The sequence below is a fragment of the Mycobacterium saskatchewanense genome, assembly GCF_010729105.1.
GTDB classification, from domain to species: domain Bacteria; phylum Actinomycetota; class Actinomycetes; order Mycobacteriales; family Mycobacteriaceae; genus Mycobacterium; species Mycobacterium saskatchewanense.
In genome coordinates, this window is the sequence record NZ_AP022573.1 from 574,506 (window position 1) to 600,149 (window position 25,644).

Consider the following 25,644-nt stretch of genomic DNA (forward strand, 5'->3'; position numbering starts at 1 on the left):
CGGGTAGTTCAGCAGCGCCACCAGCTCTTCAAACGGCTCGATCCCCGGCTCCGCCACGCAATCCGGCCTTCCCTTCGGCTGAAGGGGAATCGTATCGCGGCGATCCCGGCGACGCCGTCAGAGCAGCTTCTCCACCGTGATCGGCAGATCCGTGACGCGTTTGCCGGTGGCGTTGAACACCGCGTTGGCGATGGCCGCCGGCACCCCGACGATCACCAGTTCGCCGAGCCCCTTGACGCCGATCGGGTCGGCGATCGTGTCTTCGGCCGCCAGGAAGGCCGCGTCGAGCGCGGGAACGTCCGCGTTGACGGGTACCAGGTAATCCGACATGTTGGCGTTGACGATCCTGCCGTCGCGGTGGTCCAGCTGCGTCCCCTCCAACAGCGCCATCCCGATGCCGCCGACCATGCCACCGATCGCCTGGCTGTGTGCGAGTCGGGGATTGATCACTCGTCCCGCGTCGTAGCACGCGTAGATGCGGCGGATTCGCACGGTCGCAAGCAACGCGTCGACCGCGACCTCGGCGAAGACGGCGCCGTAGGCATACATGGAGTAGCGCTTGTCGGCGTCGTCGGGCGTCCATGTCTGCCGGGAATCCAGGTCGCGCCAGCCGCGGCGGCGCAACAGGTCCCGGTAGGACTCGCCGCGCTCCGGTGCGTTCGTCGCATACATGCGGCCCTCGGCCACCGCGACGTCCTGCGGGCGCAGCCCGCTCAGCGGCGAACCGGGATCGGTGACGGACGTGCGAATCAGCCTGTCGCGCAGCATGTTCGCCGCGGTCGATACCGCCGAGCCGACGCTTGCCATGGTGCGTGAGCCCGAGTGCGGCGGGGCGGGCGGATAACGGCTGTCGCCGAGGGCAAATCGCACTCGGCCCAGCGGCACGCCGAGGGCATCCGCGGCGACCTGCGTCATCGACGTGTACGTGCCGGGCCCCATGTCGCTGGTCGCGCTCTGCACCTCGACGCTGCCGTCGGCGAGAATCCTTGCCAGGGCGCTGCATTCGCCGCGCGAGGTGTGATAGGCCGCCCCGGCCACACCCAGGCCGACCAGCTGGTCCCCGTCGCGCGCCGCACCGGGCACCGGATTCCGCCGATTCCAGCCGAAACTTGCCGCGCCGTGCCGCAGGCAGTCGGCGAATCGCCGCGTGGAGAACGGCGTGCCGCTCGTCTGGTCGAGCGTGGGTTCGTTGCGCAACCGCAGCTCGACCGGGTCCCTGCCCAGCCGATGCGCGAGGTCGTCCATGCCGCATTCGAGCGCGAACATCCCGGTCACCGCGCCGGGGCCGCGCATATACGTCGGCAGGTTGACGTCGAGCGGCACCACCCGGTATGTCGAGCGCACGTTGGGCACGCGGTACAGGAACCGGGGGTTGCCGACCAGCCCGTCCTCGTACGTGCCGTATCTCGCGGTCTCGGTGCGCCCCTCGTGGATCATGGCACCGAGCTGCCCGGAGCGGTCGGCGCCGATCGCCATGCGCTGGCGGCTGGTCGGCCGATATCCGATCCCGCTGTACATCTGCGCGCGGCTCAGCACCAGCTTGGCCGGCCGTTGCGTCCGGCGGGCCACGAACGCCGCCAGCAGCTGATGCGGCCAGGTCTGCCCGGCGCTGCCGAACGCGCCGCCGACGAACGGTGAGATCACGCGGACGTGGTCGGCGGGCACGCCCATCGCCTCGGCATACGCGCGTTGCGCCGAACTGATGCTCTGCACCTTGTCCCACACCGTGAGCCGGTCACCGTCCCACTTGGCAACGGTCGCGGGCAGTTCCATCGCGTTGTGGTTGTTGCGGGCGATGCTGAACTGCAGGTCGGTCACCACCGCCGCGTCGCGCATCGCGCCGTCCGCGTCGCCGCGGGCATAGTCGCGGGTGTTGCGGCCCGGCTGCGGAACCGCCTGTGGCGCATCGACATCGGTCAGTGAAGGCCTGGTCGAATAGTGGACGTCCACGAGCGTCGCCGCGTGCAGGGCCGCTTCGAGGGTGGCGGCGACCACCACGGCGACCGGTTGCCCGAAGAAGGCGACGGCGCGGGGGTCGAACGGCAGTTTGACACCGGCGAAGTCGGACAGCACCCGCAGCACGCCGGGCCGGCGCAGGGCCGCATCGGACGATACCCGCTCCACGCGGCCGCGCCCGACCGTGCTGCACACCAGCGCGGCGTAGACCAGGCCGGGAAGCTGGTTGTCGGCCGCGTAGGCAGCCTTTCCGGTGACCTTGAGTTCCCCGTCGACCCGGGTGACCGGTTCACCGGAGACGATTCGCGCGGCGGGCAGTGGGCGCGTCATGCCAGGGCCGCCACCGTGACCAGCTGCCTCTCCACCGTGCGCTTGACCAGCTCCACCTTGAAACCGTTCTCGCTCAACGGCTGCGCGCCGTCGCCGGCGAGGGCGGCGGCGGCGCGGAAGACGTCGGCGTTAGCCGGTTTGCCGGTAAGCGCGGCCTCGACCGCCGGCAGGCGCCACGGTACGGTGCCCACCCCGCCTACCGCCACCCGGGCGGCGTGGACGACACCGGCGCCGATGTCGAGCGCCACAGCCGCGGAAGTCAAGGCGAACTCGTATGATTCGCGGTCGCGCACCTTGAGGTAGCCCGACCGGCGGCACTCGGGCCCGATCGGGATCTCGACCGCGGTGATCAATTCCCCCGGGCGCAGGTTGTGCTCGCGGGCCGGGTTGTCGCCCGGCTGCCGGAACAGCTCGGCGACCCCGAATCGCCGGTGCCCGGACACATCCCGCGCCACGATGACGGCGTCCAGCGCAACGAGGGCCACCGCGAGGTCCGACGGGTGCGTCGCCACGCACCGCGGGCTGGTGCCGAGGATCGCGTGCCCGCGGTTGCGGCCCCCGATCGCCGAGCAGCCCGCTCCCGGTGCGCGCCGGTTACAGGCGGCCGACATGTCGCGGAAATACAGGCACCTGGTGCGCTGCAGCAGGTTTCCGCCGATGGACGCCATGTTGCGCAGCTGCGCGGAGGCGCTGAGCTCGAGGGCCTGACTGAGCATCGGAACCTGTCGGCGCACAGCGGGATGCGCGGCGAAGTCGGCCATCCGGACCAGGGAACCGACGGAGATCCCGCCCGGCCGTAGGTCGATCGACCAGTAGGGCAGGGCGTTGATGTCAACCAGCAAGTCGGGGCGTTCGACGGTCTCGCGCATCAGGTCGACCAGCGTGGTGCCGCCGGCGATGTACCGGGCGCCGGCTGCTGCGGCCGTCAGCGCGGAACGCTCGTCGGCGGCTTTGGTGTAGCGGAAGGGAAACACGCGCTAGTCGGCCCGGGCCACAGTCGCGACGGCATTGACGATGTTGGTGTACGCGCCGCACCGGCAGATGTTGCCGCTCATCCACTCTCGGATCTCCGCCGGCGAGCCGGCGTGCCCCTCGGCGATACATCCGACGCCGGACATGATCTGGCCCGCGGTGCAGTAGCCGCACTGCAACGCGTCCTCTTCGATGAACGCCCGTTGCAGCGGATGGAGCCGGCCACCGTTCGTGGCGTCGGCCAGGCCCTCGATGGTGGTGATCTCCGCTCCGTCGTGCATCACCGCCAGGGTCAGGCAGGAGTTGATCCGGCGACCGTCCACGAGGACCGTGCAGGCGCCGCAGGCGCCCTGGTCGCACCCCTTCTTGGTGCCGGGCAGTCCCGCGCGCTCGCGCAGCATGTCGAGCAGGGATGTGCGGTTGTCGACGGCGATTTCGCGGTGCTCGCCGTTGATGCGGGCACGCACGAAGGCGGACTGTTCCTCGCGGGGGTCGGGACCGGCGCGGTCGGACCCCGCGACCGTCGTTGCGGCGGCGACAGCGCCACCCAACGCGACCGAGCCCCCCACGAAGGTCCTGCGATTGAGCTGATGGTTGTGGATTTCCACTGCATCCAGAGTAGGACGAATCGCGGGACAGAAGCTTGGACTCCGCTATGTATCCCGGTGACAACGTAAAAAGTCAGAATCTCCGGGCGCCGAGTCGCCGAATCGCATACGCCGCGACGCCGATTCCGAGCACCGCCACGCCGGAGAGCACCGCGGACAGCGGCATCGCGAACGCCAGCACGACGCAACCGAGAAGCCCCGTCAGCGGGATCACGCGGTAGGGCCGGCCTTCGTCATGTCCGAGGCGGAGCGCCGAGGCATTGGCGATCGCGTAATAGATCAGCACGGCGAACGACGAGAAGCTGATCGCGCCGCGAAGGTCGACGGTCGCGGCCAGTACCGCCACGACGACGCCGATGGCGAGCTCGGCACGGTGCGGCACCCGGAATCGCGGGTGCACGGCGGCCAGCGGACGGGGGAGGTGCCGGTCGCGAGCCATTGCGAAGGTGGTGCGCGAGACGCCGAGTACCAACGCCAACAGCGAGCCCAACGCGGCGACCGCAGCACCCACCTGCACGACCGGCACCAGCCAGGTGGTGCCGGCCGCCCGCACCGCCTCGGACAGCGGCGCGGACGCAGAGGCCAAGCGCCGCGGCCCCAATGCCGCCAGCGCCGCGACGGCCACCAGCGCGTAGACGGCCAGGGTGATGCCGAGCCCGAGGGAGATGGCCCTGGGCACGGTTCGGGCCGGGTCGCGCACCTCTTCGCCCAGGGTGGCGATGCGCGCGTATCCGGCGAAGGCGAAGAACAGCAACCCGGCGGCCTGGATGACGCCGGCCGGGTGGGCGCTCACGGGGCGCAGCGCCTCCGCGGAGGCGGTCCCCGAGGTGAAGACGGCGGCCACCACGGCGGCCAGCACGCCGAGCACCACCGCGACGATCAGCCGCGTGACCCAGGCGGACTTGTGGACGCCGGCGTAGTTCACCGCGGTCAGCCCCACCACGGCGGCGACCGCCGCGGGGGGCGCGTGCCCCGGAAAGGCGTAGGCGCCGAAGGTCAAAGCCATCGCCGCGCACGACGCCGTCTTGCCGACGACGAAGCCCCACCCGGCCAGATACCCCCAGAAATCGCCGAGCCGTTCCCGCCCGTAGACGTAGGTGCCACCGGAGGCGGGATAGCGGGCCGCCAGCCGCGCGGACGAGGTGGCATTGCAGTAGGCCACCACCGCCGCCAGTGCGAGGCCCCAGAGCAGGCCCGCACCCGCGGCACGCGCGGCGGGCCCGAGTGCGGCGAAGATTCCGGCGCCGATCATCGACCCGAGCCCGATCACCACCGCGTCGAAGAGTCCCAGGCTGCGGCGGAGATCCCCGCCGGCGGACGTGGCGTCCACGTGTTTGCTCTCGGACACTCGGTCTCCTCGGATCGCCGATCACACACCTGACGCCACGTCGCCGGGGCCAACATATCAAATTCATTTGATGTATCGTCCCGAGCATGGTGACCACCGGCCGGGCCGAGGTTCCGCAGCTGATGCGGATGGCGTCCCACCCGCTGCGCTGGGCGCTGCTGACGGAACTCGCGGTCGGCGACCGCCGGGTGCGGGAATTGGCCACCGCTGTCGACGAGCCGCAGAACCTGGTGTCCTACCACCTCCGCCTGTTGCGCGCGGCCGGGCTGGTGGCGGCCCGGCGCAGCAGCTTCGACGGCCGCGACAGCTACTACCACCTCGATCTGGAGCGGTGTGCCGGTGCGTTCGCCGAGGCGGCCACCGCGCTGCATCCGGCGCTCGGCACGCCGCCGGTCTCGGACCGCAAGCCGCCCGCGCGGTCGGTGTTGTTCTTGTGTACGGGCAACAGCGCGCGTTCGCCCATGGCCGAGGCGCTGCTGCGCGAACGGGGCCAGGGCCGCGTCCGGGTGGCGAGCGCCGGCAGCCACCCCAAGCCGGTGCTGCATCCGGACGCCGTGCGAATCATGCGCGACGAGTACGGGATCGACCTTCGTGGCAGCAGACCGCAGGCCCTGGCCGTGGTTGCCCGTCGGCGCTTCGATCGCGTGATCACCCTATGCGATAAGGTCCGCGAATACGCGGCCGCCCAGAACCTGCCCACGGCGATGCACTGGAGCCTGCCCGACCCGGCGGCCGACGGCGGCGGCCCCCGTGAATTCCGGCAATTGGCAGGGGAATTGGACAGCCGCATCGGGTTCTTGCTGCCGGCGCTCGCCGCCTCCCCGGATGGGCCCTGATCGTGGTCGACCGGCGGGGCTTCTTGAGAGGCGGTGCGCTGGCGTTGCTTGCCGCCGGCGGCGGTGCCGGCGCCGTCGCGGCATGCTCCAAGACCACGCCCCCGGGCCCGCCCGGCGGCAAGGCCGATCACACGCTGCGGATCGGGACCGGCACCGTGGAACTCGCGCCGGACATGGTCGTGTCGACCCTCACCTACAACGGCCAGTTCCCGGGCCCGCTGCTGCGGTTCAAAGAGGGCCGACGAACGTGGGTGGACATCGTCAACGACACCGACGCGCCGGAACAACTGCACTGGCACGGCCAGCACGTGGGCATCGACGTCGACGGCTCCGCCGAGGAGGGCACCCCTTACATCCCCGCCCATGGCACGCGGCGCATCTCGTTCCTCTCCGGCCCCGCGGGGTTTCGCTTCTACCACTCCCACGTGGTCCCGCGCGACGACCTGTCCCGCGGTCAGTACGCCGGCCTGGTCGGCCCCGTCTACATCGAACCGAAGGAGAATCCCGGGGCCTACGACCAGGAGATCTTCCTGACGCTCAAGGAATTCCAGCCCGCCTTCAGCCGGGGCGGCGACATGGCCAAGGACTTCCTGGCCGGCGAACCGGACGCCGACCTCAGGGAGAAGGGCGAGTCGTCGATGCGGGCCTCGCTCGCCCGCGGCGAGCCGCACGGCTTCGAGGTGAGTTACGGGGCGTTTGCCGTCAACGGGCGCATGCTCGGCCATGGTGATCCCATCCGGGTCCGTCAAGGCGATCGGGTGCTCCTGCACGTGCTCAACGGCAGCGCCACCGAGACCCGCAGCCTGGCGCTGCCTGGCCACTCGCTCAGAGTGGTGGCGCTGGACGGCAACCCGGTGCCCAACACCGCGACGGTCCCGGTGTTGTGGGTGGGGGCGGCGGAACGGGTCTCGGCGGTGGTCACGATGGACAACCCCGGGGTTTGGGTGTTCGGAGATCTCGACGACGACGACCGGGCGCACGGCATGGGAATCGTCGTCGAATACGCCGGGCGCGGCGGGGATCCGCAGTGGGCGGCGCCGCCGCCGTTCACCTGGGACTACCGGTTGTTCGCCACACCCAATCCCGCACCCGCCCCGCCGCCCGACCGCACCCTCGAGATGCTGATCGAGAAGCGCAACGCCGCGGACAACGGCTTCAACGTCTGGACGATGAACGCCACCCCGTTCTCGATGAGCGCCAATCGGCCGGTGCTCGACGTGCGGCGAAATGGGCGCTACCGCTTGCGGTTCCGCAACGCCACCGACGACTTGCACCCGATGCACCTACACCGGCACACCTTCGAGATCACCCACGTCGCAGGCACGCCGACCGCCGGGGTGCGCAAGGACGTCGCGATGCTGGGCGGCTACCAGAGCATGGAGGTCGACTTCGTCGCCGACCAGCCCGGCCTGTCGCTGCTGCACTGCCATCAGCAGATTCACATGGACTACGGCCTCATGTTGTTGATCAATAGCAGCTGACCAGGTTCTGGATTTCGATGGACTACGTGGCCGCGAAACCTTTCGGGGCACCGGGGATTAGGCCGCCGACATCGCCGCGAGCCGGGGCAGCACGTCGGACGCGAACAATTCGAAATTGCCCGCCAGGGTCCGCATCCTCGCCGGCGTACGGACGTACAGCCGCGAGATGCCCAGTTCCGCGTAGGGCGCCACCTGGTCGACGATGCGCGCCGGCGTTCCGGACAGCGTGGTCCCGTCGAAGCTTTGGGAGCCATAGTGCTCGGGATCGAGCCAGGCCGCGGCGCTGTCGTCGGTGCGGCCGACCCCGACGAGGGCCGTCATGGAGAATGTGATCTCGGCCGGATCTCGACCGATTTCCCGCGCCGCGGCGCGCACCCGGGCGATCTGTCCCGCGACATCGTCGCTTTTCAGCTCGCTTCGGTGGTGCTCGAGCGGTGCGCGGCGGCGGCTCGTCTGCAGGTTGAATTCGTTGGCGAAGCGGGCCGCCAGGGCGGGCGTGCGCCGCGTTCCGGTGCCGCCGAGGATGATCGGCGGACCCGGATCTTGCCAGGGCTTGGGGAGCGCCGGGGCGTCGAGCAGCTCGAAACGCTTGCCGCTGAACGAATATCGCTGTTCGGTGGGAGTGCGCCAGAGCCCCGTGATGAGCTCCAGGGCCTCTTCCAGCCGGTCGAAACGTTCCCCGACTGGCGGAAAGGGGATGCCGAGCGCGGCGTGCTCCGGCTCGAAATAGCCCGCGCCTAAGCCAAATTCGATTCGGCCCCGGCTCATTGCGTCCACCTGCGCCACGACGATCGCCAGCGGCCCGGGGTGTCGGAAGGTGACGGCCGTCACCAGTGAACCGAGACGGATGCGCGAAGTGTCGCGCGCCAGCCCGGCCAGCGTCGTCCACGCGTCCGTGGGCCCGGGCCGGCCGTCGCCGGCGAAGGGCAGGTAGTGGTCGGAGAGGAAGAATCCGGTGAAGCCGAATTCCTCTGCCAGGCTGGCGGATTCCTGCAGGTCATCGTAGGTCGCACCGTTGCTGGGGTCGGTGAAGATCCTGCAGTCCATGCACTGACTCCTTGCCTGGGCCCCGGTGCAGGCCCGTCTCCAACTTAGCGGCCGCGGCGGCGAAACGCGGATTCGTCCATCCGGGCCCGCGGGAGGGTCCTACAGTGAGGCATGTCGTACACACCGGGCCCCGACGCGCCGCCCCCGCAACCCCCGGCGGGCGGCTACCCGCCGCCACCCTCCTACCCGTCGCCGCCGTACCAAGGTGGCGGCTACCCGCCGCCGCCCTCGTACCAAAGTCCCTATCCGCCGCCCTATTACGTGCCGCCGGCGCCACAACCGCCGACGACGAGCGGGTTCGCCGTCGCGTCCCTGGTGTTCGGCCTCCTGGGCGGTGTCCTGTTCAGCGTCATCTTCGGGATCATCGCCCTCGGGCGGACCAAGCCCGGTCGCCAGCGCGGTCGCGGCATGGCAATCGCTGGGCTGGTCCTGTCCGCGGTGTGGGTGGCGGCGATCGCCGCGGCCGTCGTGGTCGCCGTCTTGTCGCCGACCGACACGGTGAGCGCCCGAAATGTCAAGGCCGGGGACTGCCTGGCGGACATCCCCACTGGCAATCGGGTCAAGTTCGTCAACACGATCGGCTGCGAACACCCACACCTCGGCGAGGTCGTCGCGGTGCTGACCATGCCCGACGGGCAGTTTCCCGACGAGTCGGTATTCGGTGACTACGACCAGCGGTGCCGGGACTCGCTGGCGTCGTATTCGTCCACGGCGGTACAGGACCCGAGCGTCGACCTGGCCGTGATGCCGCCCTCGCGGGACTCCTGGAGGCAGGGCGACCGCGACATAGCCTGCATCGCGACGTTCAAGTCCAAGAAGACCGGGTCCATCAGGGGCTGAAGCGACCCGCCAGATGAGGTCGACGTCGGCGTGCTGGTCCCTCACGATTCGTCGGCGCTTGACGTCGACACACCTGCGTACCCGAACGGGTCGTTGTGCCGCACCCCGCGATACATGCCCCACCGGACGACCCACGGCATGACGACCCGTTCGACGGACCATGCCGGAAATCGGAACGCATGGCCGGTCGGCAGGAAGACCTCTAGGCCGTTGCGCTGGACGCCGAGCAACGAGCCCCACCGCCGCACCGGCGCACGGTAGGAGCGCATCGGTCGCCCGGCGAACTCGGCGAGCACGTTGCGGGCAACCAGCGCGTCCCCGCCGTTACGGGCGGAGCTGCGCAGCGGGTCGGTCGCCGCGACGTCCCCGACCGCGAAGACGCCTCGCTGACCGGGCACCCGCAGGTCCGGGGTGACTGGCACGAATCCCCGCTCGTCTAGTAGGTCCGGCGGCAGCCACTCGGTGTTCGGCCGGACCCGGCCGATCGCCCACAGCACGGCCTCGGCGCGCGCCGGCGCCTGCCCGGTGCTCCAGTGCACCGGCTCGCCGGTCACCTCGTCGCACGGGACGCCGTCGGGCAGCGCTGCGCGGTGCCTCGGATGGATCCCCACACCCAGGTCCGTGAGCCGGTGCCGGATGCGTTGCCAGGTGCGCGGGTGATACCCGATCAGGGCGTCGGGGCCTGGGAAGTAGAGGTCGATCCGTTTGTCGGGCCACGTGACGGCCATGTTGAAGGCGCTGCTGACCGCCGCCGCGCCGCCGCCTACGACGATCACCGATCCGGCCGCGGCGAGGCGCTCATGGGCCGCGTTGAGGTCCGTGCCGATCTCGGCGGGTGACTGCAGGGTCGGCCGGCGCCAGAAGCCGCTGCTGACCCCGGTGGAGATGACCAGAGCGTCGTAGGGCTCGGCGACGGTTGCCCCGTCGCTGCGGCGGGCGAACACCGTCCGGGTGGGCAGGTCCACGCCGGTCAGCTCGGCCTGAACGATTCGGACGCCGTCGAGGCGGCGGAACCGGTCGAAGGGAACCCAATAGTCGCGGGCCCAGTCGCGCGGGCGGGACAGCCGCAGGCCGAGTTCCTGGCCGCTGACGAGCGCGGGTTTGGCGGATACGCCGACGACGTCGGCGTGCGGGGACAGGCGGATGGCCGTCAGGACACCCACATCGCCCAGCCCCGCAATCACGACGCGTTTGCGGTTCATGGCCCTATCCTGCGTTGTGGCCGCGCCCGACACGCGGGCGAGTTGGCGAAAGGTTGCCGACGGTGCCGCCGGCACAGGTATGGTCGCACGGAGCTCATGGTCGATTTCCAGACGTCGATGAACCCACGCGTGCACACCGTATTGCGCGCCGCGGTGCGCGCTTCGGCCCCCCGCCCCACCGCGGCCAGGCGGGCCGCCAAGGACTTTCAGCAACCACTGGTGCCCGCGGTGCGCTCCGAGATCCGCTGGGCGTTCACCCCGCCACGGACCTGGCTGATGGGCGTGCTCGCCAACATCTTTTTCGCCGCGGCGTGGTTGCTGGTGCAGCCGCTGGCCCCGCTCGGCCCCCACCACAACGATTGGGTGGTCCTGGTCGGCACGTACTTCTCCTCGTGGGTGCTCGCCGACGTGACCACGACGAATTTCCTGGGTGCCGACCACTACCGCGTCCGCCAGGCGATGGCCGACGGCGTGCCGTTCTGGCGGGTGCTCCTGGTCAAGAACCTGGCCCTGCTGGTGATCGTTGGGCTGCCGACCCTGGCGGCGGCGATGGCGCTGACGCTGTGGCTGGAAAACCCCGCTCGGCTGGCCATCACCGTGCCCACCGTGGCGGTGCCCATCATCTCGTGGGTCGGGGTGGGCAACTTCATTTCCGTGTTGCACCCGGTGGGGGTCGAGCCGCTGATCCGCCGCTGGCGTCAGCGGCGCGACCGGCGGCGCACCGTCGGGTGGCTGCTGGCCCTGACCCTGCCCTACGCGCTGTACTACGTCGCCGATCCGATGAACGGCGTGGAGCACCGGGTGTTGTGGAATCAGGTACCCGCCATGATCTGGCCGGTGTTCGGGCGCGACACGAAGAGTTTCGTGCACCTCGCGATTGCCGTGGGGGTGTGGCTGGGAGGGACCGTGGCGGCGCTGTGGTGGGTCCGGCGGCGGGGCCTGGAAATTCAGTGAGGCTCGGGCCCGGCGCCGACTATCGGGCCGCCGCGTCCCGCCCAGCGATGTAGCCGTACACCAGCCCCTGCGCGATCGTCGCGCCCGCTCCGGGATACGTCGTTCCGAATGCATTGGCGGCGGTGTTGCCGATCGCGTACAGGCCGGCGACGGGGCCGCCGTCCTCGCGCAATACCCGCGCGCGCTCGTCGGCCTTGAGCCCGCCGCAGGTGCCGAGGTCGCTGAGCACCACCTTGACCGCATAGAACGGGCCTTTGCGCAGCGGACGCAGATTGGGGTTGGGCGTGACGGTCGGGTCGCCGTAGTAGCGGTCGTAAGCGCTGCGGCCCCGGCCGAAATCGGGATCCTGTCCGGCGCAGGCGCTTTCGTTGAACCGAGTCATGGTCGCGGTGAACTCCGGCACCGGCACACCGATCGCCGCGGCCAGCCCGGCGAAGCTGTCGGCCCGCGCCGCGATGCCAGCGTCGTACCAGGGCTGCGGGACCTTCATGCGCGGAAAGAGTTGGGCACCGAAGACGTAACTGTTGCGGTATTGCTGGTCGAAGACGATCCACATCGCCTCGACCGGGCTGCCCGACCGTTCCAGCTCGAGCAGCCGCTGGCCGAAGGACATGTAGTCCGCGGACTCGTTGGCGAACCGGCGGCCGCTCTGGTCGACGATCAGGCAGCCGGGCAGCGACCGTTCGGCCAGCATCACCGCGGGCGGCTTGCCGGGGAGTGGCGCGACGGCGGGGAACCACCACGCCTGGTTCATCAGATCGGTGCCGGCGCCCCGTTCCTGCGCCGCGCGGATCCCCTCGCCGGTGTTCGTCTCGGCGCCGAGGCTCAGGTTGGCGCCCAGCGACTCCGACTGGAATTTCCACCGCATGTCCATGTTGTGGTCGAACCCGCCGGTGGCCAGCACCACCCCGCGCCGCGCGGTGATGGTCACGTCGCGGCCGCCGTGGTCGACGACGGCTCCAGTCACGCGGTCTGCGCCGCCGGCGAGGCGAAGCAGCGTGGTGTCCGTCCACACCGGAATGCCGGCCCGCAGCACGCCCGCGAAGAGGCCGGCCATCAAGGCCTGACCGCCCGCCGCGTAGCGCCGGCCCAGCAGCTGCCCGCCCACGCCCTGCGCGACGCGCCTGGCGAACGTCGGAATCCCCTTGCGCGGCACCCGTGTCACCAGGTTCATCCAGCGGTAGTCCGCCCCCGTCGTCGGTATCGAGACGCCCGCCTCCAGCACACCCGGCCGCAGCCGGCTGCGGTGTTCCCCGAGGATCGACAGGTCCAGCGGGCGACACTCGCACGTCCGGCCCGCGGCGCTGCCGCCCGGTTCCTCCGGATGGTAGTCGGAGTAGTCGCGAGCCCAGAACAGGCGCAGCGAGGTCGTCCGGCGCAGCATCGCGACCGTCGCGGGGACCTGGGCGAGGAATGTGGCCGATCGTTGGTGCGGCGCCGAGCCCGCGACCACGGAGTCCAGGTAGATGCCGGCGCGCTCGGCGGTGTCGTTGGCACCGGCGTCGCGCAACACCGGGGACGCTGGCAGCCACAGCGCGCCGCCGGAACGTGCGGTCGATCCGCCGACGTAAGAGGACTTCTCGACGATCAGCACCGAAAGCCCGGCTTCATGGGCGGCTAACGCGGCGGCCGTGCCGGTGCCCGATCCGACCACCAGCAGGTCCACGGCGGTATCGGACACCGGAAGCCCGGCGGGGATCGTGGTGTGCACGGTGAGAACGGTATGTCGGGGCAGTGCTTGCGAGGAAGGGCTTGCGAGGAAGGGGAAGAAGCCGCTCCCGGAATCGGAGGGGCAGGGGTTAAATCATCCCTATGACAGCGCAGTCAGATGTCGAGGTCCGACACATCGAAGCGCGGCCCGTGCCGACGCGGTTCGCCCGAGGCTGGCACTGCCTGGGCCTGGCCCGGGACTTCGGTGACGGCAAGCCGCACCCAATCAACGCCTTCGGCCAGAAACTGGTCGTCTTTCGCGGGTCGGACGGCGACATCAACGTGCTCGACGGGTACTGCCGGCACATGGGAGGGGACCTGTCCGAGGGCGAGGTCAAGGGCAACGAGATCGCCTGTCCCTTCCACGACTGGCGCTGGAGCGGCGACGGGCGGTGCAAGCAGGTGCCGTACGCCCGGCGCACCCCGCGGCTGGCCCGCACCCGAGCCTGGACCACGCTGCAACAGGACGGCATGTTGTTCCTGTGGAACGACCCGGAGGGCAACGCGCCGCCGCCGGAGATCACCATCCCGCGCATCCAGGGCGCGACGAGCGACGGGTGGACCGACTGGCACTGGTACACCACCGTCGTGCGAAGCAACTGCCGCGAAATCATCGACAACGTGGTCGATATGGCGCACTTCTTCTACATCCACGGCTCGCTGCCCACCTATTTCAAGAACATCTTCGAGGGGCATGTGGCGACGCAATACATGAACGGCGAGGGCCGGCCCGATCTGGGGGGCACGGTGGGTGCCGAGATGCTCGGCACCACCTCGGTCGCCTCTTACTACGGCCCGTCCTTCATGATCGACGACCTGACCTACCACTACCGCACCGGTGATGCGCACTCGATCCTGATCAATTGCCATTACCCGATCGACGCGAATTCCTTTGTGCTGCAATACGGCATCATCGTGAAGAAGTCGGAGGGCATGCCCGCGGACCAGGCCATGCAGACCGCGATCAAACTCGGCGACTACATCAAGCTGGGATTCGAACAGGACGTGCAGATCTGGCGACACAAGGCACGCATCGACAATCCACTGCTGGTCGAGGAGGACGGGCCGGTCTACCAGCTGCGCCGCTGGTATGAACAGTTCTACGTCGACGCCGCCGACGTGACGCCGGATATGGTGGACCGCTTCGAATTCGAGCTCGACACCAGCCGGCCCTACGAGGCCTGGATGAAAGAGGTCCAGGACAACATGGCGACCCACCCGGCCGGGGTAGGTCCGGCGTGATGACGCTGCATTCCCCGGTCAGGACGGACAACCGGCTCGACAAGATGCCCATGGCCCCGGTGGCATGCCGCAATTGCGGCGCCCAAGTGCTGGCCCGCAAAAGCAGCTGGAACCAGACCAGCGTGCAATGGAACGCCGAGGCGACCGCCCGGTGCGCCGAGCTCGCCGAGGCGCGCAAGATCTCCCCGCACGCCGGCCGGGCGGTGTTCGTGGTGTGCTCGGCGCTGAGCGAGTCGATTGTGGACGCGGTGCGGCGGGGCGCCCTGTCGATCGTGGACGACGCCTAACCGGTTACGCCCGCGATCGAACTGCCAAGGTCTAACGTCGCTCCTTCTCCGCGAGCGGCTCACGGATGATCTTTGACGACCTCCGGCGCGGCGCGATGTTGGTGTTGATGTTGGTCCAGCAATTTCAGCGCACGCGCGGCCTTTGCCGGGGCCGTCAGGACTGCAGCATGCGGCGCACGGGAGCGTTTGTGCTGCGGCTCGGAGGCTGCGCCGGTCGGCTGTTCGTCGGGTGCCTGGGCCTCGTGGAGGGGTGACTCCGCGTCGCGGTGCCCCGACCGCAACCGATTGGTGGCGGCGACGGCGAGGACCGCGGCCGCGGCGGTGCCCAGCCCTTGGGCCCAGCCCACCGGGCCGACCGGTGTGCAGCCCAGGAGCTGGCTGACCCCCGGGGTGGTGATCAACGCCGTGAACGCGGCGAAGGACCCGGTGGCCGTGAGCAACACCAACGGCGCATGTGAGTCGACCACAGTCTGGCCGAGCTCGACGGCCACCAGCGAGATCAACGCGACGGTGGAGGCCCGCTGCGGCAGCCCGGTGACCGACGCCATCAGCCAGGCCGTCGTCGCGGCGGCGGCCGTGAGCGTCCCGCGCGTCACAACGGCTCGCCGTAGCGCGCGTTCGTCGATGCCGCGACCGACGCGCTGCACCTGCCCGGCGGGCGTGCTGACGGCGACGGCGGTGGCGGGTAACGCGTCGGTGAGCATGTTGATCAGCAACAACTGGCGGGTGTTCAGTGGCGACATCCCCGTCAGTGCCGTGCCGATGACGGAGAAGACCACCTCGCCGGCGTTGCCGCCGAGCAGGCCGGTCACGGCGGCCTGCACCCCCCGCCACAGTCGCCGTCCCTCATCGATGGCGGCCACGAGAGTCTCGATGCGACCGTCAGTCAGCACGAGGTCGGCGGTCGTATGGGCGGAGTCGCTGCCGCGTGCGACCACGCCGACGCCGACGCTCGCGGCCCGGATCGCCGCCGCGTCGTTGGCGCCGTCACCCACCATGGCGCAGACCCGCCCGGACCGTTCGAGCGTCTGAACCACCTGCACCTTGTTCTCCGGTGACATCCGGGCAAAGATCACTCGTTCGGATACCGCACGCTGCTGATCCTGGCGGGACAGGGCGTTCCATTCCGACCCGGTGATCACCTGCTCCGCACTCACCGGCACGCCCAGCTCGCGGGCGATCGCGGCGGCGGTGACGGGATGGTCGCCGGTGATGAGCCGGATGGACACGCCACGGTCGGCCAGGTCGGCCAGCAACTGCGGCGCCTGGGGGCGCGGTGTGTCCGAGAGCCCGAGGAACCCGGTCAGCGTCAACCCCGTGCCGCACAGCGCTTCGATGCGGTCGGGGTCTTTCCGCACCGAGCGCGCCTGTTGTGCGCTCAAGCGCCGCTGAGCCACGGCGATCGTCCGCAGCCCCGCGGTCGTCAGGGCGGAGACCGCGTCATCGACCTCCGGGCCGACGGACCCGCAGGCCGCCAACACCACCTCCGGTGCGCCCTTGACGGTCAACTCCGTGCCCGTCATCGACGCCGACAACGCTCTGCCGGAACGGAACGGCAGATGAGCATCCGGTTCGGGACGCCGATCGGGACCCGCCGCCTCGTCCGCCGCTTTGATGATGGCCTCGTCGGTGGCATGCACGTGCGGGTTGCCGTCGTCGGCCGGCGCGGCCTGGGCGGCGTACCGCAGGACGTCACCGCGGGAATGTTCCGCCACCGGACGCACCTCGGCGACTCGAAGTCGGTTTTCGCTCAGTGTCCCGGTCTTGTCGAAGCAGACCACCTCGACGCGACCCAGCGCCTCGGCCGCCCGGGGCACCCGCACCAGCGCCCCCACTTCGCCCAACCGCTGCGCCGACGCGGACTGCGCGAGCGTCGCCATCAAGGGCATTCCCTCGGGGATGGCCGCCACGGCGACCGCGATCGCGCTACCCAGGGCTTGGCGCAGGCCGCCGGCGCGCAACAGGCCGAGTGCACCGACCAGGACGCCGCCGCCCGCGCTGAAGGGGAACGCCCGGCTCATCAGGTGGCTGAGTTGATGATGGAGCCCGACGGTCGGCAGCTCACCGGAGGCCAGTTCGGCCGCGCGACGCGTCTGGGTGTCGGCCCCCACCGCGGTGACCAACGCGACCGCGGTACCCGCCACGACCGTGGTGCCGGCATAGATCATGCAGCGACGCTCGGCCAATTCCGCCCCCGGTGTGGCCGCGGTCTGCTTCTGCACCGACAGGGACTCGCCGGTCAGCGACGATTCGTCGACCTCGAGGTCGTGTGCCTCGATCACGCGGGCGTCCGCGGGCACCACCTCGTCGCTGCGCACCTCGATCACGTCACCGGGCCGCAACCGCTCGACGAGGACTTCGCGGTGGCTGCGCACAGCGTCCGGCCCCTCGATGACCAGCCGCGCCGGCGGGGCCTGCTGGGCCAACAGGCGGTTCAGCCGGTTCTCGGCCCGAAGCTGTTGGGCGGTCGACAGCAGCGCGTTTCCGGTCAGCACCGTGCCGACCAGCATCGCGTCGGTCGGTGACCCCAACACCGCGGTGGCCGCCGAACATAATCCGAGCAGCGGGGTCAACGGGTCACCGGTCAGCTCGGCGGCCGCGGCCCTGGCGAACTCCCACGCCGCGGCGCGCCGTCCGCCTTCGGCGCCGTCAGATTGGGTCGTGGCATCCTCGTCGGGGTCGCGGAGCGCCGCCAGCACGTCGCGAACCTGTTCGGCCGACATCGCGTGCCACTCGTACGCCGGCGCCGGGCGGGGAATCGGCATCTGGATGGTGCTACGGGCCAGCAAATATCCCGATAGCAACCCCGCGACGGCGCCGATGGTCACCGGACCTGGCCCGCGGAACCTGCGCACCCCGGGCACCATGAACAGTGCGCCCAGGGCCGAAGCGCCCGCCGATATCGCGATGCCCTGCTGGCTGGCCCTCCTGGCCGCGGGCATCGCATGGAACACTCGCCACGCGCCGGCCAGGTCGCCCAGCATCAGGTCCGCGTTCCAGGGCGGCGCGCCGTCGGCCGTCGGTCTGACGCCCAGCGCCACGTCGGCAGCCGAAAGCGCATGGCCGGCGGCCGACGACAGCGCGGCGACGACGTGACCGTCGCGCTGCAGGTCGGACACCGCGTCGGCGAGTGCGCCGTCGATGCCGCCCGTGCCGACCGGGAGGATGTCGTCGAACGCCGGACGCAGGTCGCCGAGCAAATCGGTGTCGACCGACACCAGCCGCGCGCCGGAGTCGCGCGCCTGGGCGATCACCGCCGACGCCAGCGGGTGCGGGGCCGGGGCGAAAAGCGCCTCGGCGGCGCCGTCGGAGTCATCGCGCGACGCCGGGTCGACGCGGTGCCAGCCCGGTGCCGGGCACCCGTCGAGCAGTTCTTGGGCAAGGGCCCAGGCTTTCGGTAATTCGCCGTCGCGTGCACCGCGGACGCGCACCACCCGCATTCGTTCGCTGCAGAGCACGCGCGGATCGATCAGCAGTGCGTCCACCCGGTCGAGCCGGCGCAAGCTCTCCGGCCGCAGTGGCAGGACCGCGTGCCGGTCCGCCAAGCCCCGTCCTAATGTGGTCGCGAACGCCTCATGTGTGGTGCGCATCGCCTTCGGCGAGGCCGCCAAAGCCGCGTTCGAAGCCATCGTGACGTTGCGGGTGAGGCCCCCGGCCAGGCCGACACCAATCAGCTGCACCCACGCGACGCGCTTGCCGTGACGTTCGATCGGGCCCGCCGGTGCGGGCACCGGGCGTGGCAGCCGCTGCATTTCCGACTCGTCGGCATGCCGGGCCAGTTCCGGCTCGTAGCGGGCCCACGCCCGCGCGGCGGCCCGGCACTCGGCGGCCTTGAAAGCCTGTGTCGCCAGGTCGACCGCCAGCTTCGCCGGCGAGAACGTGACAACGTGGGCGGAGGTGCCGAACACCGACAATGCGGTGTCGGTCGCGCCAGGGCCGATCCCGCCCTCGAGCGCCCTGCGCAGCCACGGTTGATGATTCGCGATCGCCGACACCGCCTCGACCGCGACCGGGGCCGCCGGCAAGCGCAACGCGCGACCGGCGATTGCGACCGCGAATCCGGCGGCATTAACCGCTACCATCGCGCCGCGGGCGGCCAGCAGCAACCCATCCCCGGGCAAGCTGTCCGAACGCGGGGAATCGCCTACACCAGAACCCCTTTCGGTGTCATCGAGCACCGAACACAGGTCGTTCAGCGACACCTCGTCGTCGTCGACCTCGACAACCACCCGCGACAGCGGGCGGTTCACAACGGCATCCGTGACACCGGGTTGCGCGCGCAGTGCTTTCACGACGGCGCGGCCACGCGCCGCCCCACGCGTGCCATCGAGGCCGCGAACCTCGATCCAGATGCGGCCGTCGCCGCGTCCGCAGCGCCGGGTCAGCGTCGAGCGCGAAATCTCACCCGACAGCACCTTCGCGCCCATCCGGACGGGCAGAGCGGCGAGATCAAGGCCGGCGGTCGTCAACTTGCCGGCCGCGCCGCCAAGTCCCGCGGCGGTCTCGAGCCCCATCGACACCGCCCGCAGCGGCGAAAGCTGTCGCACGCGCAACCCCTTTCCGGCCCATCTCGATTGGTTGCTTCGCGGTTATTCGCGGAGGAGGCCGCCGATCGGCGTTGGTCGCGGCCACAAACCTGACCAACCTATCCCTTGGGCAAGGGGTCCAGCAACTTGCGCAGAATCCGCGTAACGAACATGTAAAAACTCATCGCCGCTGTTGGGCGGTTTGATCAAAATGTTCGGGTCCCCTGATCCATTTCTGTAGCAAACCCTAATCGGGCGTTGTGCTTACGGGTCCGTCGGCGCAAACACCGTGGCGACCCCTCGGGCGTTAACGCCATTGCGCTGGCTGCGGGCCGCCGAACCGCCGCGCCCCGCCACGGGCGGCGAATACCTAGCCGGCCGCGCACACCGCCGGCGCGCCGGGCCGGCGGCGCTTTGATAAGCGCAATGTATGTCGCCATAGCAAAGCGCTCTTGGACAGCGTCCGAGACGGGGCGTGATCATGGGGCGTTCCCACCACGTGACCCCCGGCGACACGGCACCCGGTTGTTAATGTCACCCCGCGGTCCACCGTCCAGACAGGATGTCACAGTGCAGCCCACCTCCACCGTCGCCCGGCTGCTGGCCGTGATCGTCGTCGCCTTCGGGCTGGTAAGCGCCTCAACCGCGGTGAGCAGCGCGGCCGGTGACGACAAATGTCCCGACGTCGAGCTGATCTTCGCCCGCGGCACTTTTGAACCGCCCGGGCTGGGAGCGACGGGCCAGGCCTTCGCCGATGCCCTCACCGCGCGGCTGCCCGGCACCTCGATCTCCAGCTACGGGGTCAATTACCCCGCCTCGCTTGACTTTTCGCAGGCCTCCGACGGGGTCGTCGACGCATCCGCCAGGGTTGGCGAAATCGTCGGTGCCTGCCCCAACACCAAAATCGTGCTGGGCGGCTACTCGCAGGGCGCGGCGGTCGCCGCCTACATCACTGCCGACAGCGTCCCGCCCGGGTACGCGTTGCCGGCGGGCATCACCGGCCCGATGCCGCCAACCGTGGCCAAGCACGTGGCCGCCGTCGTCCTGTTCGGCAAGCCTTCCGACGGTTTCCTGAATCTCGTCGACCACGACGCCCCGCCCATCTCCATCGGAAACTTATACGCCGGCAAGACGATTGACCTGTGCGCACCCGACGATCCGGTTTGCTCGGGCGCGGGCTTCAACCGCGCCGCGCACAGCGCTTACCGGTTCAACGGGATGACCGATCAAGCAGCGGACTTCGCCGCGAAGGCCATCGAGTCCACCCGCTGAATGACTGATCCGGCTCGCGCCGGCCGCGGGCCATTCACCCGTGTCGGCGCGTCCGTGCGCTTGCGGCCGTCGGCGGACATCCGCAGATCCCACGCCCAACCAGTCACGTCGCGTCCGAGTCAAACGACTCTATTAACCGCTGCGGCGTTTGCTGAACCATTGTCAGTGCGGTTCCCCGACATACCGGCGCTTGCCGCCGCGTCGACCCGTGGGAACCGCGGGAAGGAGCGGTGACGATGACTGCACCGGTGAGTGGAAAGTCCACGCACGATGACGAATCGGGCACGGCCCCAACACCTCTCGGGGGAGACGGTCCGGCGGCCGCCAAACCGCCCAGCCACCGTGCCTACCACCATCCGGCCGCCGGGTGGGGGGCGGCCAAGAGCGTCACCCAGTTCCTGCTCCGGGAACACGCCCTGCTCGACGGTGCGCGTGCCATCCACCGAATGAACCACGAAAACGGCGGATTCGACTGCCCCGGCTGCGCCTGGCCGGACGACACCAAGGGACTGCGCCTCGACATCTGCGAGAACGGCATCAAACACGTCACCTGGGAGATGACTTCAAAGCGGGTGACCGCCGAGTTCTTCGCGCAACACACCGTGACGGAGCTGTCCCGGTGGTCGGACTTCGCCCTCGAAGACCAGGGTCGGCTCACCGAACCCCTGGCCTACGACGCCTCGAGCGATCGCTACCGCCCGATCAGCTGGCGTGGCGCCTTCGATCTGGTCGGCCGGGAACTGCGCGCCCTGGACAGCCCCAACCAGGCCGCGTTCTACACCTCCGGCCGGCTGGGCAACGAGGCCACGTTCCTCTACCAACTGTTCGCGCGGGAATTCGGCACGAACAACCTGCCCGACTGCTCAAACATGTGCCACGAAGCCTCCGGGCGCGCGCTGCAGGCCGCGCTCGGAACCGGCAAGGGGACGGCCGACCTCGCGGACTGGCAGACCGCAGACGCCCTGTTCATCATGGGCGTCAACGCGGCGTCGAACGCTCCGCGGATGCTGACCGCGCTCGCCGAGGCGTATCGCCGGGGTGCCCAGATCGTCCACGTCAATCCGCTTGTCGAGGCCGCGGCGACGCGCACCATCGTCCCTCACGAAATAGGCCAGATGGCGTTGTTCAAGGCGACCCGCACCAGCACGCTGAACCTCCAGGTGCGGGCCGGGGGAGACATGGCGCTGATGCGTGGGATCGCCAAAGCGGTGCTGGAGGAAAGCCGGAGCAACCCCAAGGCGCTTGATCACGAGTTCATCGCCCGGTACACGCACGGCTTCGAGGAGTACCGCGCCGTCTGCGAGTCCACCAGTTGGGCCGAACTCGAACACCAATCGGGGTTGAGCCGCGCCGACATCCTGAAAGCCGCGGACGTGTACTCCCGCTCGGACCGGACCCTGATCAGTTGGTGCCTGGGGGTCACCCAGCACGAGCACGGCGTCGACGCCATCCGCGAGATCGTCAACGTTCTGCTGCTGCGGGGCAATCTGGGCCGCGAGGGTGCCGGCCCGTCGCCGGTGCGGGGGCACAGCAATGTGCAGGGCAACCGAACCTGCGGAATCGACCACCGTCCGTCCCCGGAGTTTTTGGACCGGCTGGCCGACGTCTGCCACATCGACCCGGCCCGCGAACACGGCATGGACACCGTCGACACCATCGCCGCGATGAACGAGGATCGGGTCAAGGTGTTCGTCGGCATGGGCGGCAATTTCGCGCTGGCCGCCCCCGACACCGAATACACGTTCCGCGGGCTGCAGCGCTGCGCGATGACCGTGCACGTCAGCACCAAGCTCAACCGAAGCCACCTCGTTCACGGGCGGCATGCCCTCATCCTGCCGTGCCTGGGCCGCACCGAGAAGGACCACCAAAAACGGGGCGTGCAAGCGACATCCGTCGAGGACTCCATGAGCATGGTGCACCTGTCGGTGGGAATGAAGAAGCCGGCCTCCCCGCACCTGTTGTCCGAGCCGGCCATCATCGCCGGTATCGCCCGCGCCACCTTGCCCGACAGCAAGACGCCGTGGGAGTCCTACATCGAAGACTATGACCGCATCCGCGACACGATGGCCCAAGTCCTCGACGGGTTCGAGGACTTCAACCGCCGCGTGCGCCTACCTCTGGGATTCCGAATCCGTCAGCCGGCCCGTGAGCTGGTCTTCCTGACGCCGTCGGGCCGCGCCGAATTCTCCAGCGCCCCAATGCCGGATGCGCCCCCGCGCGACGACGTGTTGATCCTGCAGACCATGCGCAGCCACGACCAGTGGAACACCACGATCTACTCCGACAACGACCGTTACCGCGGAATCGCCAACCTGCGCACCCTGATCCTGATGAATCCCGACGACATGCGCTCCCGCCGCATCAAGCCGGGCGGCCCGGTGGACATCGTCGCCACCGCTCGCGACGGCAGCCGGCGAACGCTGGAGCGCTACCGGGCCATCGATTACGACATGCCGCGGGGCTGCGCGGCCGGCTATATGCCTGAGATGAACGCTCTGATCGCCGCCAGCGACTACAGCACCCAGAGCGACCAACCGTTGATGAAAAACATCAAAGTGCGTGTCGCGCCCAGCCCGCCCCCGGACCCGAACTGAGGACCCCGTGACAGCGCCCAGTCTTGCCGCGCGCGTGTGGTTCGCGGCCGGGGACCCTCAGCAGCTGCTGCCCGCCCGCGAGCAGATGGCCTTCACCCTTGGATTCCACATCATCTTGGTGCCATTTGGGGTCGCGTTGACCACGCTGATGCTGATCGCCCACTATCGGGGCGTACGCCACAACGACGGCGCGGCACTGCTGCTCGCCCGACGCTGGTCGAAGGTCGCCGCGGTGTTGTTCGCGGTCGGAGCCGTCTCGGGAACCGTGTTGCAGTTCGAGATGGGTATCCTGTGGCCCGGCCTGATGAAGCAGTACGGCCCGGCCTTCGGCTTCCCGTTCGCGATCGAGGGCCTGTTCTTTTTCCTCGAGGCCATCTTCGTGTCCATCTACATCTACGGGTGGGGCCGGCTGGGCACCCGGCTGCACTTCGCCTCCGGCGTGGTCGTCTCGATCGCCAGCGCGGGCGGCGCCGCCGCCGTCGTAGCCGCCAACGGCTGGATGAACCGACCGGGCGGGATCACCATGCGCGACGGCAAACTCGTCGCCGTCGACCCCGCGCTGGTCTTCTTCAACAACGCCTTCTGGCTGGAATTCCTGCACATGCTCACGGCCGCCTATATCGTCGCCGGCTTCGTAGTCGCCGGTGTCTACGCCACCGGAATTCTGCGCGGCCGCCGCACGCGCTATCACCAGCTGGGCCTGCTGATCGGCTTCGTGACGGCCGCCGGCAGCCTGCCGGTGCAGGTGCTGCTGGGCGACATGATCGCCCGGCACGTCTACAACGACGAGCCGGCCAAATTCGCGGCCATCGAGTTGCTGCCGACCACCGCAAGCCACGTCCCGGAGACGCTGGGCGGCGTGCTGGCCGACGGGAAAGTCGAAGCCGGCGTGCCGATTCCCGATATGGCCTCGCAGTTGGCCGGATTCCGATCGTCCACGGTCATCAAGGGTCTCGACGCGATTCCGGTGGATGTCCGGCCCCCGGATCACCTGGTCAACGTCGTGCATCTGGCGTTCGACACCATGGTCGCCACGACGTTCTTGTTGCTGGGCTCGGCCGTCTGGTTCGCGTGGCTGTGGTGGCGCCGCCGAACTAGTCTGAGCACCAACCGATGTTTTCTGCGTACCGCATCCGTCTGCGGCGTCATCTCCATCGTCTCGATGGAAAGTGGCTGGGTGGTCACCGAGGTCGGGCGCCAGCCCTGGACGGTTGTGGGTGTGCTGCTGACGCGGGATGCGGTGATCAGGCACGGCAACCTGTGGCCCATGTTCGGCGGAGTGGTGGTGATCTACGCCGCCGTCGGGACCGCCGCCGTGGCGGTCCTGCGATCGATGGCGCGACGCTGGCAGCGCGACGGCGACGAGGGCATCACCGTGCCCTACGGACCGGAACGCCTCGGCCACAACCGAACCGAAGAGTTGGTGCCCTGATGGCGGGATTCGTCGCGGTGTTGCTGTTCGCCGGTGTCGTCGCCTACGCCGTTCTCGGCGGCGCTGACTTCGGCGCCGGCTTCTGGGATCTCCTCGCCGGCGGCGCACAGCGCGGGCGAGCGCCCCGCGGCCTCATCGACTCCTGTGTGGCGCCGGTATGGGAAGCCAACCACATCTGGCTGATCTATTGCATCGTCGTGTTGTGGAGCGGGTTTCCCACCGCCTTCACGGCCATCACCACCACCCTCTATCTGCCGCTCATGGTGGCGGCGCTGGGAATCGTCCTGCGCGGCGCGGGATTCGCCTTCCGCAAGGAATCGATGTTCACCCCCGAACAACGGCTCTACGGAGTGGTCTTCGCGGCATCGTCGGTCCTGACCCCGTATTGCTTCGGCGCGATCGCCGGCGCGCTGGCGTCCGGGCGAGTGCCACCGGGTGGTTACGGTGATCCGGTCGGGAGCTGGATCAATCCCTCCAGCGCACTCGGGGGTGTACTGGCGGTGCTGGCATGCGGATTCTTGGCGGCCACCTATTTGACGGTCGCGGCCCGTCGCGGCGGTGACGAAACGTTGGCCGGCTACTTCCGGCATCGGGGGATCGCCGCGGGCGCTGCAACCGGCGCGGTGGGTATGGCCGGTATTGCGGTATTGCGGATCGATGCACCGCGGCTCTTTCACAGCCTCACCCATGCGGGGCTGGCGGTGGTCACTTTGGCCGCCCTCTGCGGCATCACCGCGATCGGCATGCTGGCGCGCAAGCGCTTTGTCGGCGTGCGGGAGACGGCTGCTGCGGCGGTCGCGGCCGTGGTGGCCGGGTGGGGGGTTTCGCAGTATCCGTACCTGTTGGGGACGCACATGACGATCCAGGATGCCGCCGCCCCGCGCGCCACCCTCGGCGTTCTCGTCGCCGTGGCCTGCGCCGCAGGCGTTTTGGTGCTGCCGGCGTTGGTGGCGCTGTTTCGGCTCACCGCGACGCCCGGCGCCGTGGCTGATCCACAAAAGAGGTGA

The 25,644-nt window shown here is 69.6% G+C and carries 18 protein-coding genes; 10 read left to right on the top strand and 8 right to left on the bottom strand.

Annotation, left to right across the window (positions count from 1 at the left end; all coding sequences use genetic code 11):
- Positions 1–117: 117 nt before the first annotated feature.
- The 4 genes from G6N56_RS02570 to G6N56_RS02585 form a co-directional block, all read right to left on the bottom strand.
- Positions 118–2,286, bottom strand: coding sequence for a xanthine dehydrogenase family protein molybdopterin-binding subunit (locus G6N56_RS02570; RefSeq protein WP_085256823.1), 2,169 nt, complete (start codon positions 2,284–2,286; stop codon positions 118–120).
- Entirely contained in the window at positions 2,283–3,260 is a 978-nt protein-coding gene (locus tag G6N56_RS02575) for an FAD binding domain-containing protein (protein WP_085256822.1), read from the bottom strand. Before G6N56_RS02575 ends, G6N56_RS02570 begins: the two co-directional genes overlap by 4 nt.
- 3 nt (positions 3,261–3,263) lie before the next feature.
- Positions 3,264–3,866, bottom strand: coding sequence for a (2Fe-2S)-binding protein (locus tag G6N56_RS02580; RefSeq protein WP_180150462.1), 603 nt, complete (start codon positions 3,864–3,866; stop codon positions 3,264–3,266).
- A gap of 73 nt (positions 3,867–3,939) precedes the next feature.
- On the bottom strand, positions 3,940–5,196 hold the full coding sequence (locus G6N56_RS02585; RefSeq protein WP_085256918.1) for an APC family permease: 1,257 nt from the start codon (positions 5,194–5,196) through the stop codon (positions 3,940–3,942).
- Between the two features lie 104 nt (positions 5,197–5,300).
- Here G6N56_RS02585 and G6N56_RS02590 point away from each other — a divergent pair, with 104 nt between their 5' ends.
- The gene (locus G6N56_RS02590) at positions 5,301–6,050 is read left to right on the top strand and encodes an arsenate reductase/protein-tyrosine-phosphatase family protein (RefSeq protein ID WP_085256821.1); all 750 of its coding nucleotides are present in this window, start codon (positions 5,301–5,303) and stop codon (positions 6,048–6,050) included.
- A 2-nt stretch (positions 6,051–6,052) separates the two neighbouring features.
- Complete coding sequence (locus G6N56_RS02595) at positions 6,053–7,531, top strand: multicopper oxidase family protein (RefSeq protein ID WP_232069195.1); 1,479 nt, start codon at positions 6,053–6,055, stop codon at positions 7,529–7,531.
- Between the two features lie 57 nt (positions 7,532–7,588).
- On the opposite strand, the gene G6N56_RS02600 is transcribed toward G6N56_RS02595, so the two are convergent.
- Positions 7,589–8,578, bottom strand: a complete 990-nt coding sequence (locus G6N56_RS02600) for an LLM class F420-dependent oxidoreductase (RefSeq protein WP_085256819.1) — start codon at positions 8,576–8,578, stop codon at positions 7,589–7,591.
- Between the two features lie 111 nt (positions 8,579–8,689).
- Between G6N56_RS02600 and G6N56_RS02605 the strand changes: the two genes are divergently transcribed.
- Positions 8,690–9,418 carry a DUF4190 domain-containing protein gene (locus G6N56_RS02605; RefSeq protein ID WP_085256818.1) on the top strand — a complete coding sequence of 243 codons (729 nt, stop codon included), beginning with the start codon at positions 8,690–8,692 and terminating at the stop codon, positions 9,416–9,418.
- 41 nt (positions 9,419–9,459) lie between these two features.
- Here the strand turns inward: G6N56_RS02605 and G6N56_RS02610 are convergent, their stop codons facing one another.
- On the bottom strand, positions 9,460–10,620 hold the full coding sequence (locus G6N56_RS02610; protein ID WP_085256917.1) for an FAD-dependent oxidoreductase: 1,161 nt from the start codon (positions 10,618–10,620) through the stop codon (positions 9,460–9,462).
- Positions 10,621–10,716: 96 nt separating this feature from the next.
- Here G6N56_RS02610 and G6N56_RS02615 point away from each other — a divergent pair, with 96 nt between their 5' ends.
- On the top strand, positions 10,717–11,574 hold the full coding sequence (locus G6N56_RS02615; RefSeq protein ID WP_180150464.1) for a hypothetical protein: 858 nt from the start codon (positions 10,717–10,719) through the stop codon (positions 11,572–11,574).
- A 19-nt stretch (positions 11,575–11,593) separates the two neighbouring features.
- Here the strand turns inward: G6N56_RS02615 and G6N56_RS02620 are convergent, their stop codons facing one another.
- Positions 11,594–13,285 carry a 3-ketosteroid-delta-1-dehydrogenase gene (locus G6N56_RS02620; RefSeq protein WP_264019377.1) on the bottom strand — a complete coding sequence of 564 codons (1,692 nt, stop codon included), beginning with the start codon at positions 13,283–13,285 and terminating at the stop codon, positions 11,594–11,596.
- 101 nt (positions 13,286–13,386) lie between these two features.
- On the opposite strand from G6N56_RS02620, the gene G6N56_RS02625 reads away from it, so the two are divergent.
- Positions 13,387–14,526, top strand: coding sequence for a 3-ketosteroid-9-alpha-monooxygenase, oxygenase component (locus G6N56_RS02625; RefSeq protein ID WP_085256816.1), 1,140 nt, complete (start codon positions 13,387–13,389; stop codon positions 14,524–14,526).
- Positions 14,526–14,813, top strand: a complete 288-nt coding sequence (locus G6N56_RS02630) for a ferredoxin (protein WP_085256815.1) — start codon at positions 14,526–14,528, stop codon at positions 14,811–14,813. The genes G6N56_RS02625 and G6N56_RS02630 overlap by 1 nt, the downstream gene beginning before the upstream one ends.
- A gap of 59 nt (positions 14,814–14,872) precedes the next feature.
- On the opposite strand, the gene G6N56_RS02635 is transcribed toward G6N56_RS02630, so the two are convergent.
- On the bottom strand, positions 14,873–19,327 hold the full coding sequence (locus tag G6N56_RS02635; RefSeq protein ID WP_170294985.1) for a cation-translocating P-type ATPase: 4,455 nt from the start codon (positions 19,325–19,327) through the stop codon (positions 14,873–14,875).
- A gap of 582 nt (positions 19,328–19,909) precedes the next feature.
- Here G6N56_RS02635 and G6N56_RS02640 point away from each other — a divergent pair.
- From G6N56_RS02640 to G6N56_RS02655, 4 genes are all read left to right on the top strand, one after another.
- Positions 19,910–20,611, top strand: a complete 702-nt coding sequence (locus G6N56_RS02640) for a cutinase family protein (protein WP_408632657.1) — start codon at positions 19,910–19,912, stop codon at positions 20,609–20,611.
- Positions 20,612–20,847: 236 nt separating this feature from the next.
- Entirely contained in the window at positions 20,848–23,205 is a 2,358-nt protein-coding gene (locus tag G6N56_RS02645) for an FdhF/YdeP family oxidoreductase (RefSeq protein WP_085256813.1), read from the top strand.
- A 7-nt stretch (positions 23,206–23,212) separates the two neighbouring features.
- Complete coding sequence (locus G6N56_RS02650; protein WP_232069196.1) at positions 23,213–24,637, top strand: cytochrome ubiquinol oxidase subunit I; 1,425 nt, start codon at positions 23,213–23,215, stop codon at positions 24,635–24,637.
- On the top strand, positions 24,637–25,644 hold the full coding sequence (locus tag G6N56_RS02655; RefSeq protein ID WP_085256812.1) for a cytochrome d ubiquinol oxidase subunit II: 1,008 nt from the start codon (positions 24,637–24,639) through the stop codon (positions 25,642–25,644). Before G6N56_RS02650 ends, G6N56_RS02655 begins: the two co-directional genes overlap by 1 nt.

What these genes read in the sequence shown, in the direction of transcription:
- G6N56_RS02610 (WP_085256917.1), bottom strand. Translation starts at nt 10,620, where the DNA reads ATGAACCGCAAACGCGTCGTGATTGCGGGGCTGGGCGATGTGGGTGTC.
- G6N56_RS02630 (WP_085256815.1), top strand. Translation starts at nt 14,526, where the DNA reads ATGACGCTGCATTCCCCGGTCAGGACGGACAACCGGCTCGACAAGATG.
- G6N56_RS02625 (WP_085256816.1), top strand. Translation starts at nt 13,387, where the DNA reads ATGACAGCGCAGTCAGATGTCGAGGTCCGACACATCGAAGCGCGGCCC.
- G6N56_RS02615 (WP_180150464.1), top strand. Translation starts at nt 10,717, where the DNA reads ATGGTCGATTTCCAGACGTCGATGAACCCACGCGTGCACACCGTATTG.
- G6N56_RS02645 (WP_085256813.1), top strand. Translation starts at nt 20,848, where the DNA reads ATGACTGCACCGGTGAGTGGAAAGTCCACGCACGATGACGAATCGGGC.
- G6N56_RS02635 (WP_170294985.1), bottom strand. Translation starts at nt 19,327, where the DNA reads ATGGGGCTCGAGACCGCCGCGGGACTTGGCGGCGCGGCCGGCAAGTTG.
- G6N56_RS02570 (WP_085256823.1), bottom strand. Translation starts at nt 2,286, where the DNA reads ATGACGCGCCCACTGCCCGCCGCGCGAATCGTCTCCGGTGAACCGGTC.
- G6N56_RS02600 (WP_085256819.1), bottom strand. Translation starts at nt 8,578, where the DNA reads ATGGACTGCAGGATCTTCACCGACCCCAGCAACGGTGCGACCTACGAT.
- G6N56_RS02655 (WP_085256812.1), top strand. Translation starts at nt 24,637, where the DNA reads ATGGCGGGATTCGTCGCGGTGTTGCTGTTCGCCGGTGTCGTCGCCTAC.
- G6N56_RS02590 (WP_085256821.1), top strand. Translation starts at nt 5,301, where the DNA reads ATGGTGACCACCGGCCGGGCCGAGGTTCCGCAGCTGATGCGGATGGCG.
- G6N56_RS02605 (WP_085256818.1), top strand. Translation starts at nt 8,690, where the DNA reads ATGTCGTACACACCGGGCCCCGACGCGCCGCCCCCGCAACCCCCGGCG.